Origin of the sequence: Aminobacterium sp. EBM-42 (assembly GCF_001896635.1) — a bacterium.
GTDB lineage: Bacteria > Synergistota > Synergistia > Synergistales > Aminobacteriaceae > Aminobacterium > Aminobacterium colombiense.
Window position 1 is genome coordinate 113,779 of sequence record NZ_MPPC01000011.1, and the last position, 14,209, is coordinate 127,987.

The window sequence follows — 14,209 nt, forward strand, 5'->3', positions numbered from 1 at the left end:
TGCATTACAACATTGACTCTCATGTCACTTTTATGTATTATTGCTTTTTGGAATAAAATCTATTCCAAAACATAGAAATAGCTCAAGGAGGGTGAAAGGTGAAACGTTTTTTTACAGTTCTTTTACTTGTCTGTCTAATTGTTGCTGCAGGATCGGCAGCCTTTGCCAGTGCCAATAAACCTCTGGCCGGACAGACTATCAGCATTTTTATCGCCGCTACGGGAATTGATGAGATCATGGCAGAATTCACCAAAGACACAGGGATAAAGGTGAATTACTTGAATATGTCTTCAGGAGAAGTGCTTACAAGGCTTCGTGCCGCCAACGGGAAAATTCTGGCCGATGCCTGGTTCAGTGGGGGCGTCGATAGTTATGTAAAGGCCGCGGAAGAGGGATTTCTTGAACCTTATATATCTCCGGAGGCAGAGAAAATTCCTGCTCAATACAAAGATCCCAATGGATACTGGACTGGTCTTTCAGTGTGCGCTGTAGACTTTATCATTAACAAAGATGTGGCAAAAGAGAAAAACTTGCCTATGCCCGCAAGCTGGGCTGATCTGGGAAAACCAGAGTATAAAGGCGAGATCATTATGAGCAATCCCTCTATTTCTGGAACAAATTATTCTGTTCTCTTTCACCTCATCCAGCTTTTCGGTGAAGAAAAAGGCTGGGATCTTATAAAAAAGATTGACTCTAACATTCCCTTTTACACAAAGCGTGGAGCTGCTCCTCCCAATAAAGCTGCCCTTGGAGAAGTTGCCATTGGCATCGATCCATACGATTGCGGCGTAAAGATTATTGAACAGGGCTATCCAGTGGTCTCAGTTTTTCCAGAGGAAGGAAGTCCCGGTTTTCTCTCCCCCATTGCTATTCTGAAGGGGGCAAAAAACATGGAAGCAGCTAAAGCCTTTGTTGACTGGAGCCTTTCTAAACGAGGACAAGAAGTGCAGATGGCCAATACCGCCAAAGTGGGGACCCGGCCTGATGCCGATGCTCCCGAATATCTGAAAGGTCTTAAAGAAGCCAAGATCATTGTCGTTGACCCTGTAAAATCCGGAGAAATGAGAAAGAGCATTATTGAGAGGTGGCAGAAAGAATTTGGCAGCAAGGCAGAACAGTAAAGACAGCTTTGGTGGGGCATCGAAAGGTGCCCCCTTTTATATCTATCTCCTAATGGCAGCCAGCGTACTCATATTTATTCTCTGGCCAACAGTATGCATATTAAAGGGAAGTGTTTATTTCGATGGGGCTTTTAGCCTCGAGCATTATCGAAATCTGCTCGTCATAAACAGGACTCTCTTAAAAAACAGCCTCGTTGTGGGCTTTTGGACCACGATTCTAGCTTTGTTCATCGGGGTGTGTTGTGCCCTTTACATAACCCACACCTCATTTAAAGCCAAAAAGGCCCTCGTCATGGTGCTCCTTTTAACTATGATATCCCCTCCATTTGTTTCATCTCTGGCCTATATTATGCTTTTTGGCCGTAGGGGACTTATTACATGGAAACTATTGGGACTTCATTGGAGTCCTTATGGCCCCCACGGCATTATTATGATGGAATCCATCGAGCTGGCCACCATTGCTGCTTTTTTGATTATAGCTGTGTTGAGAGGGATTGACCGCAGTTTGGAACAAGCATCTCTTGATCTAGGCGGAAGCAAATGGAACACATTATGCCATGTTACCCTTCCTCTCGCGCGCCCGGGGATTGTAACCGCCGCACTTATTGTTTTTATTCGCTCTCTGTCAGACTTTGGAACTCCCATGTTTATTGGGGGGAATTATAATGTCCTGGCCACGCAGGCTTACATGACAGCTATAGGCATCTACAATCTTCCCAAGGCATCTGCCATTTCAACTCTACTTGTTATTCCAGCTTTCGTTGTTTTTCTTATCTATAGAAAAATGATGACTAAAACTCCTCTTTTCTCGAAAAGGGTAACAGGAGCAGATACACAAGGATCGCGTCTGCCCTCGTGGGCAAACGCTGTGATTTTCACCGTTACCTGGAGCTTCATTCTTTTTGAACTTCTAAAGTATGGAACAATCTTTTGCGGGGCCATTGTCAAAACATGGGGCGTGAACTTTTCATTAACCCTCCACCACCTCCAGACATTAAAGCTCGCTAAACTTCACTGCCTGCTTCGCAGCATTAAATATGCAACACTGGCAGCATTCACTGCCGGAATTATGGGAACAGCCCTGGCATGGTTTTTAGGAAGGCAAAAGGGCCCCTTGACCCGAACCATAGATTTTATCGCTGATCTGCCATTTATATTGCCCGGCCCTTTTTTTGGCATTGCCTATCTCCTTGCCTTTAACTGGATGCCGGAAGCTTTGCTTGGATCGGGGTTTCTTATCGTTGTAAACTGCGTGTATCGCCAGCTGACCCTAGGAATAAAAAGCGGCATTTCTGTGCTGAGTCAAGTCAATCCTGAACTTGAGGATGCCGTTCGAGATCAGGGTGGGAAAGGATTGGACGTTTTTAAAGATATTATTATGCCTTCGCTCAAGCCAGCCTTTCTTGTAAGCTTCATTAATACCTTTACGTTTACTATGACTACCGTTGGTGGGATCATTTTCCTCGTTACGCCTTACACAAAGGTCGCTACTGCAGAAATGTTCGATGCTATTCAGAATGGGGATATCGGGGTCAGCTCTGTAATGGCTTCTGTTATTATCCTTGTTGTCATGATTGTAAATGTTGGATTTTCATGGTTCTTCTTGAGAAAAAAAACAACAGACCCACAAAAGACGGAGGAAAGTTATGTACCTTCAATTGAAGCAGCTCAATAAAAAATTTGGACACTCCTATGCAGTTCGTAATTTTTCTTTTGACATGAACGAAGGAGAACTTGTTTCTCTTTTAGGCCCAAGCGGGTGTGGAAAAACAACAACCTTGCGTATGATCGGCGGTTTCCTTCAGCCCGATGAAGGAAGCATCATCCTCGAGGGAGAGGATATTATGCATCTTCCTCCTGAGAAAAGGCCTACCGCCACTGTTTTTCAAAGCTACGCTCTCTTTCCTCATATGACAGTACTTCAGAACGTCATCTATGGCCTCAAGTTCAAAAAAATAGACCGCAAGAAAGCAATGCAGATGGGGCATGAAATGCTTGCAAAGGTCGGCCTCCCCGATTCAGCCTCCAAACCTATCGACCAGTTGAGCGGCGGGGAACAGCAGCGCGTGGCCCTTGCCAGATCCCTTGTGACAGAGCCAAAGGTTCTGCTTCTTGACGAACCTCTGAGTAATCTCGATGCCAAGCTTAGGATACGGATGAGAAGGGAAATCAGACAGCTTCAAAAGGGGATTGGTATTACTGCTATCTACGTAACCCATGACCAGGAAGAAGCCCTTGCTCTTTCAGATCGAATCGTAGTTATGGAGAAAGGAGAGATTATACAAATAGATACCCCTCGAAATATTTATTTCCACGCACAAAACTCATTTGTTGCGGATTTTATAGGACGAAGCAATATTATCACATTGCCAGGCGGAACAAAGATTGCTGTTCATCCTGAAGATATCACTTTCTTACATCAACCTGAAATGTCCGATTCATATGAAGGGACAATTCTTGGCCATCAGTTCAAAGGGGCCATGACTACCTACTTTATTGACCTGGAAGGCCAAACAATAGAAGCGGATATTCTAAGCCGAAACGATGGAAAATGGGAAGTAGGTGAAAAAGTAACGTTTACATTCAACAAAGAGAACATAATGTTTCTTTCCTAAAAAGAGAGAGCAACCTCAAAAGTGAAAAAGAGCGGCTTTATACAATATAGAAAGGGAGCTCGCCGTCGCTTTTAAACGCCTACTGCCCCTAAATACCCGCCACGCCATTTAAAAAATTATGTAATTTTCTCCACAAGGTCTACAATAGGATATAATGTTGCGTACCCTTATAATCGCAGCTAATTACAAGCAGGTGATACAGATTGGAAAGAGCTTTTCCCACGGGCATTGATCTAGGTTCAACTACGGTTAAGGTTGTTGTATGTAATCCGAGAGGAAAGCTGCTTTTTTCTGCTTATGAACGTCATAACGCAGATCCCTCCGGTACTCTTTTGTCAATTTTACGTTCTTACGTTTCAAAAGCTCAAAACTTATTGCTCGACGTGGCCATCACAGGTTCTGCCGGTATGAACCTGGCATCATGCCATTCCCTTCCCTTCGTTCAGGAGGTAGTGGCTGCCGCACGGTATATACGGCAGAAGGCTCCTCATGTCCGCACGATGATAGAGTTGGGCGGAGAAGATTCAAAGATCATTTTCTTCGATGAAAACCTTAATCCCGACATGAATATGAACGGAGCCTGTGCTGGAGGAACAGGGGCATTTATTGATCAGGTCGCCTCTCTCCTTGGAATAGAGCTCGATACTTTGAATGACCTGGCCCTAAGGGGAAAAGCCATACATACTATCGCTTCCCGTTGTGGTGTTTTCGCTAAGACAGATATTCAATCCCTTCTTGCCCAACGTGCAAAACCTGAAGACATTGCCGCTTCTGTGTTTAAATCAATTGCTCTTCACGTGATTACAGCTCTATCAAGGGGACGTAATATAAAAAGACAGATTCTATTTGCCGGCGGCCCCCTTTCTTTCTTTCCTGCCCTGAGGCAAGCTTTTATCAGCAACCTCGCTCTCGACGGCGCAAGGGACGTGACTCTTCCCGAGTTTCCACGACTTTTGCCTGCCCTTGGAGCGGCACTTTTCCATGATAAGGGAACCCCTCTCTCTCTACAGGAACTGATAGGGAACATTGAGAAAGGAAAAGAGCGCATTTGTATAAAAGAACCGGATTTGCCTCCCCTTTTTAAAGACGAATCAGAACAAGAGGAATGGGTCCGTCATCATAACAAATGGGGTATTCCCTGTATATGCCCGCAAAAGGCAGAGGGGCCTCTGTTTCTAGGAATAGACTCTGGTTCCACCACCACAAAACTTATCTGCGTAGATCAGCAAAAAAGACTTGTTTGCTCTTACTATCAACCCAATCGGGGAGATGCTCTTGGAGTAACTCATCGTGCTCTCCTTCATTTCAGAAAAGTACTTGCGGAGGCTGGCCGCCATGATCTTGTTATAACGGAAGGGGCCAGCACAGGCTATGGAGAAGACCTTATTCGTAAGGCCCTTGACCTCAGCTATGGTTTGGTAGAAACCATGGCACACTTCAAGGCGGCTCGTACATTATGCCCTGACGTTTCTTTTGTTCTTGACATCGGCGGACAGGACATGAAAGCTATGGGAATAAAAGAAAACAATCTTGACACTATCCAAATTAATGAAGCCTGTTCATCAGGATGCGGCAGTTTTATTCAAACTTTTGCCGAATCCCTGGGATTGACAATGGATTCCTTCGCCCAGATGGCCTGCAAGTCGACCCATCCCTGCGACTTGGGGACCCGATGTACTGTTTTCATGAACTCAAGCGTTAAACAAGCCCTTAACGAAGGGCGGACTGTCGCTGACATCGCAGCAGGTCTCGCATACTCCGTCATTCGAAACTCTCTTCATAAAGTGCTAAAAATGCGTGATTATAATGAACTTGGCCCCCTTGTGGTTGTTCAGGGCGGAACATTCCAGAATCCCGCCATATTGCGGGCTATGGAAAAAATAACGGGACGTCAGGTGATTCGCCCAGTAGAAGCGGGCCTTATGGGAGCCTGGGGAGCTGCCATATATGCAATGGAGCAATGGCAAAAAGACCACAACACTATATCCCAGCGCAACATTCTTGATGTTCTTGATACATGGCATGACCCTTCTGCCAAAACTTTCAATTGCCAAGGCTGCGGAAACGGATGTTCCGTTACCAGCTTGAGTTTCCCGTCCGGGCAAAAATTCTATACAGGGAACCGCTGTCAAAAAATCTTCAGCAATAGCGGAATGAAAAAACGGGGGCACAATTTTTTTGACATTCGGCTCAAGGCCCTTTTCGACCGCCCCACAGAACCGTTGGGTAAATGTCGCGGGGTCATTGGAATACCCCAAATTCTCAACACCTATGAACTATACCCCTTCTGGTGTACCTTCTTCAGAGAAAGTGGCTTCAGGGTAGTGCTCTCTCCTTCGTCGAGCGAGAGGTTACACGAATTGGGGGCTTCTTCTGTTATGTCCGAAAATATCTGCTTCCCTGCGAAGCTGACTCATGGGCATATTATGGCTTTGGCAGAAAAGGGGGTAGACCGCATCTTTATGCCCCTTATCGTTCACGAAAGAAGAGAGATCCGAACAGCAAACAACAGCTTTAACTGCCCCATTGTCTGTAGTTATAGCGATGTGATCAGAAGTGCTATCAACCCCGAAAAATACTTGGGAGTCCCCTTTGACTCGCCTGTATTTTCTCTGCGCAACCCCTTTCTCTTTCATAAACAGCTTTTTTACTATGGCCTTGACATTGGTCTTGATCGCCCCATAGTGGAGAAAGCCTTTAGGCGTGCCAGAGAAGCCCAGCAAGAATATGAACAAAGGATGTGGAATGAGGCACAAAAAGCCCTTAAGGAGGCAAAGGCGAGCCGCCGCCCTGTCCTTGCCATAGCGTGCCGCCCCTATCATCTGGATCCCCTCATCAACCACGGCATTCCACAACTCATTGCCGATCTGGGTGCCGACGCGATTCCGGCAGATCTTCTGGCTGGAGATACCTTTGAGCTCAAACTTGATGCCTGCCAGGTGGTCACCCAGTGGGCCTATACAAACAGACTTTACGCCGGGGCAAAAGCAGCAGCCAAAGAGGGTCTAGACCTCCTTCATCTTTCCTCCTTCGGCTGTGGAGTAGATGCCGTAACCATTGACCAGCTTGAAAGTATAATGCGCACAAGAGGATGCAACTACTCCCTTGTTAAAATAGACGAAATTGCAAATCTCGGAGCAGCCCGTATCAGAATACGTTCCATACTTGAGTTCGGACAAACAGAGGTTCAAGCGGCTGCTATAAAGAAACCGCAGAGGGAATCCACAGATCTGAAAAAACTTATTGTGCCATGGTTCTCTGAGCTCTATTCACCTCTTCTGCCCCCTCTTTTTGAAGGGCTTGGCATTGATGCTTCCGTACTTCCGCCACAGAATCAGCGCTCTACAGATATTGGCCTTGAATTTGTACATAACGACATGTGTTATCCAGCCATTATACTTATAGGAGACGTCTTAAAAGCCTTTGTGGAAAAAAGATATGCTCCAGAGACCACCGCCGTTTTGATGACACAAACTGGCGGACAATGCCGGGCGACAAATTATGTTCCATTAGCTAAAAAAGCTTTAGCAGCTGCTGGTTTTCCAGGAGTAGATGTTCCCACCTTCGGCGTTGAGGATTTTGAGACAGCAGGATTTTCCGTTAACAAAATAGAGGCAGCCCAGGGACTTCTCAACGGCATTCTGGGAGGAGACATCCTTGCCTCACTCTACCTTTCCACTGCTGCCAGAGAAAAGATTCAAGGGAGTGCAAAAATCCTTCATGAGCGATTTTTAAATCGTCTTGGCATTTTGCTCAAGGAAAAGGGCTCGCTCTACGAGCTTATCCACCTCCTTAAAGATGCTGTCTACAACTTCAATGCATTGCCTGTAGCAGTGGAGCGTGTTCCCTCTATTGGTATCGTGGGAGAAATTTTTGTGAACTATAACGAATATGTTCAGGGCTATATTGTAGACAAGCTTATCGCCCAAAGAATAGAACCTGTGCTTCCACCGTTGTCTTCCTTCTTTTTTATGAAATTCCAGAGCAACGCATTTAATAGACGGTCTTATTTAAGCCAGCCAGACTTTTCCTCCGTGGTCAAAGAATTCTTTATCGAGCGGCTCACTGGTTATTACCAGAAAAAAGTAGAGGAGGTGCTTGAAGACTTTCGTTTTGGGTCGCCGCGACAACCTCTTCAGGCATTGGCTCGAAAAGTAACACAAGTGGCAAGTCTCGCGAATCAGGCCGGTGAAGGATGGCTACTGCCGGCAGAAATCATTGACATGGCAGAAAAAGGAGTGAACCATATCCTTTGTCTACAGCCTTTCGGCTGCCTCGCTAACCACATTACAGGAAAGGGTATAGAAGGTGCCCTTCGCCATCTATACCCCGAACTTGACATGCTCTGCCTTGACCTCGACCCTGGGACAAGCCAGACAAACAATGACAACCGTCTGCAATTATTGATCATGGCTGCACAAGAAGCCTTTAGAAAAACACGAAACGGAGAAAAACAGCTTGCTTAACTCATTTTTTTTTCAAATCAGATATGGTTTGTTTACATATTTGGCTGAACAGAATCATGTCAATGCTATAAGCTATGTATTGAAAACCTTCTTCAATGCGTCGAAGGGCTTCATCCACGGATGTAACGAAAATTCCCGCGGGTTTACCTGCCTCACGGGTAATGCGCAAGACTCTGGCCACAGTTTCCTTCATTAAGGGATGGTCTATCTGGCCAGGTATGCCCAGTGACTGGGAAAGGTCGTAGGGGCCGACAAAGATCAAATCAATTCCATCAAGACAAGCTATTTCATGAAGGCAATCAAGACACGCCACGTTCTCGCAGTGAGTTATAACCAGGGTCTCCTCATTAACTTCTTTCATGGCTTCGGTCAGTGGACGAAGACCATATCCCAGTGCCCGGGGAAGAGCCACGCCCCGGGTTCCTTCGGGGAAGTATTTCGACCATGCCGCGACCTTTTTAGCTCTTTCACAATCGTTCACCTGAGGAACGTGAATTCCCTGGGCCCCCACATCGAGAACCCGTAAGATATCTGTTTCTGCCCCTTGGGTGACTCGGACAATAGGGGTCATTCCCGAAAGCTCGGCAGTCCGTATCATATGCTGTATGGATTCCGGATTCATGGGACCATGTTCTGTATCGATAATGCAAAAGTCGAAACCGGAAAGTCCCATGATCTCCACGAGGTCTGGGCAACTAAGGCCGACAAAACTGCCAATAACGACCCCTCCCCGCTTTAGAACGTCTTTGACTCTGTTTTTCATAAAATCACCCTCCTTACATGATATCTTTCATTTGAATACTATTGAGGAGACCGCCCCAACAAACAATCTCCTTTATTACTAATTTGCAAGTTTTAGCAATGTGCAAGCAATACACCGGCCAGTAATTAATCCTACTCAGAAAGTATAACTGTTTTAATGTTGCAATCAAAGATATCGATCGTTGTCACTGTTTATTTTTTCAATCTTTTCCTTTACAATACCACCATGCTCTATAGTAAGGAGGTTATGATCATGGACTGGGGAATGGTTCCGGGAGAAACTGTTGTTATTAAATCGAAGAATATTACCCTTCGGGATATAGTACAGGCCATCGTGGATGGCGCTGACACTGTCCCTGCGGTAAAAGAGGTCTTTAGTCTAATGGATAGTGACGAAGGAGTTAATGACCTTGGCGACATACTGGATGTTTTTGTCCCGGCTATTGAAGCGCTCCGCGGTGGCGGTGGGTGAGCAAGCTGCACTGGTCAGTGCACCAGTTGTCAGTAATATCATCAGCAAATTGAACCTTGCCGAAGATTATTGAGAGAAAAGGGCTATTGGTTGACCAATAGCCCTTTTTATTTTGCCTTCTCAGGAGGGGCGAATTCGCATAGAATTCAAGATCACTGAAATTGAACTGAAGGCCATGGCCGTTTCCGCGATGGCAGGGTGGAGCAGGGCCCCCATGGCGAGGGGAATGGCAATGACGTTATAGGCAAAGGCCCAAAAAAGATTTTGGCGGATGACGGCAAAGGTCTGGCGGGAAATTTCAACGGCATCGGCAATAGATGAAATTCCGCCGCGCACCACAACCATGTCGGCGCTGTCTATGGCAAGATCTGTTCCCGTACCAATAGCCACGCCGATATCCGCTCCTTTTAAGGCCGCGGCGTCGTTCATCCCGTCACCAACCATAAGCACTTTCTTCCCATGGGCCTGAAAATCCCTCAGGATACTCAGTTTCTCTTCTGGCCGAATGCCCGCATAGATTTTCTCTATACCAACCCGGCCCGCTACGGCCTGAGCTGTACGCTCGTTATCTCCCGTTACCATCACAGGGATGATCTCTAGTCTTTTAAGACGTTCTACAGCCTCTATAGAATCGTTTCTCAAGGGATCTTCTATTGCTATAAAACCGGCAATTTTCTTGTTCTTGCGTACTTCAACCACTGTTCGCCCCATAGAAAGCTGCTTGCTGTAAAGAGAGAAGTCGTGAGGCTTTCCAACAAAGTATGAATCCTCCCCTACAGTACCCCTGACCCCCTCTCCCGCAATCTCTTCCATAGATGCGGGTTCGAGCTCAGTGTCTCGCACTGAGGATATGGCTTTGGCCAAGGGATGGATAGAATGGCGTTCCAGGGCCGCCACCCTTTCCATATCGTCATCAGAAAGATTGGTCTCGACAACTTGGGGGCTTCCCTGGGTAATGGTGCCCGTTTTATCCATAAGCACAATGCCCACTTCCTTCGCCGTCTGTATGGCTTCGGCATTGCGAATGACAAGGCCCTTCCTGGAAGCAGCGCCTGTCCCCGTGATAAGGGCCATAGGGGTGGCAAGGCCCAGGGCGCAAGGGCAGGCAATCACAAGAGTGGAAATGAATCCGAAAACGGCAATCGACAGGGGATCGCGCACAGAGGTGACCCACGGCAGATAACGGCTTGCCCCATCGAGAAAAGAAGCAAAACGATGGATGCCGAAAAACCAGAAGAGGCCGCTGACAACAGCAAGGGCAGTGACAGCCGGAACAAAATAATTTGTCACTCTGTCGGCAAAGGCCTGAATTGGTATTTTTGCACCCTGAGCTTCCTGAATAAGGGCAATCATCTGAGCTAAGAAGCTGTCTTCCCCAATTTTTGTGGCCTGAACTTTTATTGAACCTGTAAGGTTGAGAGAACCGCCCGTCACTTCTTCTTCCAATTTTTTCTGAACGGGAATGGATTCGCCGGTAATCATAGATTCATCTACAGATGTGACGCCATCAATGATTCTTCCATCGGCAGGAATTCGTTCTCCGGGCCTGACCATAATAATAAATCCTTCTTTAACCGCTTCGATAGGCACTGCTATTTCGCGCCCCGATTCATCGAGGATGCGGGCTTCTCTGGCCTGTATTGCCAAAAGAGACTTGATTTCCTTGGAGGCCCTGTCTCGAAGATGGGATTCTATAAAACGTCCCGTCACATGAAGAGCGATGATCATGGCGCCAATGGCTCCAAAAGAAGCCACCTTGACTCCCGCAAGAAGGAGAATAGCCGTAGACCAGGCCGCTAACGCCCCAAGGGAGACGAGAACATCCATATTGGCGTGAAAATGGGAGAGGGCAATCCAGGCCCCTTTCATGGAAGCCCGACCAGCGCCAAAGAGCACAATTGCCCCGCCAACAGCTTCGAGAAAAGTGAACCAGGGCAGATGGAATCCCGCCATATGAAAAACCATAAGAACCATAAGGGGGGCCGTAATTCCCCAACTGACCACAAGGTTTCTTTTTGCCCCTTCATAACGACGGCGATCAAGGTCTTCCGGCTGTTCATGGGAAACGTCGTATCCGGCCTTTCTTACCGCTTCTTCCAGCTCTTCCATTGGAACATCTTTATCAAGAACCACAAAAGCGGTTTCTGTTGCCAAATTCACTCCCGCAAAAACAACCCCGTCTACTTTTTTAAGAGACCGTTCAACGATCCTCGCACAGGTGGCGCACGTCATGCCTGTTACTGAAAAAGATATTTTTTTAGAGTTTTCGCCTCTTGTCATCATAGAAACAGCTCCTTGTAGAAATACTATATATTTGGTAGGATATCTTTTTGTTATTATGCCATAATACCCTCCATATGTATATTAAAAAGGCCGCTTTTCTCACACCATAGAGAGAGCGGCCTCCAAGTTCCTTGATTTTAGTTTTGAAGAGTTGCAGGGTATCCTGCCTCTTCAAGGGCTTCGAGAATTTTCTGGGGGGCATCCGTTTCAATAGTAACTGTTTTTGTTTCCAGTCTGATTTCGAAATCAGTCAAACCCTCTTCTTCCAATGCCGAGCTGATACGCTTAACACAATGTCCGCAGGACATATCAGGCACATAAAACTCGTGTTTTTTCATTTTTGTCCCTCCTTCTTTCTATCATTCCCTCATGGCACCATGCTCTACGGCCTTTATAGGCTAAAGACCCCCCACTTGTAAAGTTTGAATTTAAAAACTCCCTTTTGCGTGTAAAATAATAAGGAAAGCTTACCGAAGGAGTTGAAATCCATGGCCTCTCCTCATATTTCTCTTCTCGACCTTATAGAGCGAGAGGAACTACAAAAAATTCAGGATGCCTTTGCCGAAGTCCATGATGTGGCATCTGTGATTACGGATGTTCAGGGGAATTCTATTACTGAACCAAGCAATTTCAGTAAAGTTTGCCAATTGGTCCGTCAAACATCAGAAGGAGCCAGCCGCTGTATTCGCTCTGACCGTGTGCTTGGCATCAAGGCCGCGCAGCTGCTTCAGCCAACATATCAGCGCTGCCTCAGCTGCGGTTTTGTCGATGCCAGCGCTCCTATCATTGTTGAGGGGCAGCATATTGCCAACTGGCAGATATCTCAGAATGCTCTTGGAGTTGGAGAGAATCGCATTCGAGAGTATGCCCTTGAGATAGGAGCCGACCCTGTTCAACTTTGCGAAGCCCTAAGGGAAATGCCAGAGGGGAGTCTGGCTCATTTTGAAAAAACCCTTAAATTACTGTGGCTTATGGCTCAACAGCTCTCCTCAAAGGGATATGCCAACCTCATTTTGGCCCGGGAAATAGAGCAGGTGAGAACCACAGAAAAGATGCTCGAAGAATCTCAGGAAGACCTGCGATCCCTTGCTTCTGAATTAACTCTGGCAGAAGAACGGACCCGACGCAAAATTGCGGCAAATCTTCACGACCAGGTGGGACATGCACTGGTAACCATGCAAAGGAATCTTCGCCAGGCCCGTAGAACTCATGATGGACAGGTGAAAAACACCCTTTTATCTGCAAGCATCGCCCATCTCGATGAAGTTATAGAGCAGACTCGAGACCTTACAGCCAGGTTAAGTCCCCCTCTGCTATATGATTTAGGTCTCGCCGCCGCTTTAGAATCCCTTGGAGACGAAATGTTTTCTCCTCTTTCAATTGATTTTATCCTTGATGCAGCTATGAATTGCCGCCTTCTCGAACAAGAATTGAGCATTATGCTTTACCATATGGTCAAAGAACTTTTCATTAATGTTCTGAAACATGCCCGAGCTACCGCGATCCAATGTCTTATTACGAGGGAAGATGGTTTTTTTTGTGTCGCTGTTCATGATGACGGCGTAGGGTTCGACCCCTCTCAAGCCATTACCATTCGGAAACGAAGTTTTGGCCTATTCAGCATAAGAGAACGTCTTCGACATTGGGGAGGGCAAATGGCCATTAACTCTTCTGCAGGAAAAGGAACGGGCATTATCATCAGGATCCCCTTGAAAAACAGTTCTGAAGGAGGTTTTATCTGTGACCGTTCGGATCATCGTTGCTGACGACCACCCTGTAACACGAAAAGGACTCAGCAGCGTTCTGGAAAATATTGAGAGTTTTCAGGTTGTTGCTGAAACAGGGGATGGACGTTCTACAGTGGAAGCGGCTTTGTCCCTCTCTCCCGATGTTATTATTATGGACATCTCAATGCCTGATATGAATGGGCTTGAAGCTACCCGAGCCATTTGTCGGGAAAATGACAGGATTAAAATTATCGCCCTTTCCATTCACTCAAACAAACATTATGTTCGAGAAATGTTCGCTGCCGGCGCTACTGGATATCTGTTGAAGAATTGTGACATTGACGAAGTGATCAAAGCCATCAACGTTGTTTCTGAAGGTGAAATGTATCTCTGTACAGCCCTTACCTCAACAGTTCTGCAAGACTACGTCAAAAGATCTACGAACGCCAGTTCTTCAACAATGCTCGAACTTCTCACTCCCAGGGAAAAAGAAATACTCCTTTTTCTGGCTCGAGGGTTCGCTACAAAAGAAATTGCCTCTCAACTCTCCATAAGTCGCAAAACTGTGGAAACCCATAAAGCCAGAACAATGGAAAAGCTAGGTCTTTACTCCATAGCAGAATTAGCCCGTTTCGCGGAACGGGAAGGACTGCTTGCAGCGTCATCTTCAAGCCTAAATAGTCGAAAGTCCCTATAGAAACAGGGCTTTTTGCCTTCTAGATTGACCAAAAACCTGACGTTTCCGTAGGGTTTTTCGTTCATT

10 protein-coding genes are annotated in these 14,209 nt (G+C 46.4%); 7 read left to right on the top strand and 3 right to left on the bottom strand.

What is annotated here, in order from left to right:
* The first annotated feature begins 98 nt into the window (after positions 1–98).
* The 4 genes from BUC50_RS03940 to BUC50_RS03955 all read left to right on the top strand — a co-directional run bounded on the left by BUC50_RS03940 (position 99) and on the right by BUC50_RS03955 (position 8,202).
* On the top strand, positions 99–1,121 hold the full coding sequence (locus BUC50_RS03940) for an ABC transporter substrate-binding protein (RefSeq protein ID WP_213699928.1): 1,023 nt from the start codon (positions 99–101) through the stop codon (positions 1,119–1,121).
* Complete coding sequence (locus BUC50_RS03945; protein ID WP_213699927.1) at positions 1,099–2,796, top strand: ABC transporter permease; 1,698 nt, start codon at positions 1,099–1,101, stop codon at positions 2,794–2,796. Before BUC50_RS03940 ends, BUC50_RS03945 begins: the two co-directional genes overlap by 23 nt.
* A complete protein-coding gene (locus BUC50_RS03950) occupies positions 2,768–3,736 on the top strand; it encodes an ABC transporter ATP-binding protein (protein ID WP_273015551.1) in 969 nt (322 codons plus the stop codon). Before BUC50_RS03945 ends, BUC50_RS03950 begins: the two co-directional genes overlap by 29 nt.
* 203 nt (positions 3,737–3,939) lie before the next feature.
* Positions 3,940–8,202, top strand: a complete 4,263-nt coding sequence (locus BUC50_RS03955; protein ID WP_286677173.1) for an acyl-CoA dehydratase activase-related protein — start codon at positions 3,940–3,942, stop codon at positions 8,200–8,202.
* Between the two features lies 1 nt (position 8,203).
* Here the strand turns inward: BUC50_RS03955 and BUC50_RS03960 are convergent, their stop codons facing one another.
* The gene (locus BUC50_RS03960; protein ID WP_286677174.1) at positions 8,204–8,965 is read right to left on the bottom strand and encodes an HpcH/HpaI aldolase family protein; all 762 of its coding nucleotides are present in this window, start codon (positions 8,963–8,965) and stop codon (positions 8,204–8,206) included.
* A 252-nt stretch (positions 8,966–9,217) separates the two neighbouring features.
* On the opposite strand from BUC50_RS03960, the gene BUC50_RS03965 reads away from it, so the two are divergent.
* Positions 9,218–9,436: a hypothetical protein gene (locus BUC50_RS03965; protein WP_273015737.1), complete on the top strand. Its 219-nt coding sequence runs from the start codon at positions 9,218–9,220 to the stop codon at positions 9,434–9,436.
* Positions 9,437–9,556: 120 nt separating this feature from the next.
* Here BUC50_RS03965 and BUC50_RS03970 read toward each other — a convergent pair whose 3' ends face one another.
* Together BUC50_RS03970 and BUC50_RS03975 are read right to left on the bottom strand one after the other, a co-directional pair.
* Positions 9,557–11,719: a heavy metal translocating P-type ATPase gene (locus tag BUC50_RS03970; protein ID WP_286677175.1), complete on the bottom strand. Its 2,163-nt coding sequence runs from the start codon at positions 11,717–11,719 to the stop codon at positions 9,557–9,559.
* A gap of 137 nt (positions 11,720–11,856) precedes the next feature.
* Positions 11,857–12,057, bottom strand: coding sequence for a heavy-metal-associated domain-containing protein (locus BUC50_RS03975; RefSeq protein ID WP_273015508.1), 201 nt, complete (start codon positions 12,055–12,057; stop codon positions 11,857–11,859).
* Between the two features lie 150 nt (positions 12,058–12,207).
* Between BUC50_RS03975 and BUC50_RS03980 the strand changes: the two genes are divergently transcribed.
* Positions 12,208–13,485, top strand: coding sequence for a PocR ligand-binding domain-containing protein (locus tag BUC50_RS03980; protein ID WP_273015507.1), 1,278 nt, complete (start codon positions 12,208–12,210; stop codon positions 13,483–13,485).
* Positions 13,460–14,143 (top strand): response regulator, encoded by a 684-nt coding sequence (locus BUC50_RS03985; protein WP_273015506.1) that lies wholly within the window; start codon positions 13,460–13,462, stop codon positions 14,141–14,143. The genes BUC50_RS03980 and BUC50_RS03985 overlap by 26 nt, the downstream gene beginning before the upstream one ends.
* The last annotated feature ends 66 nt before the right edge of the window (positions 14,144–14,209 follow it).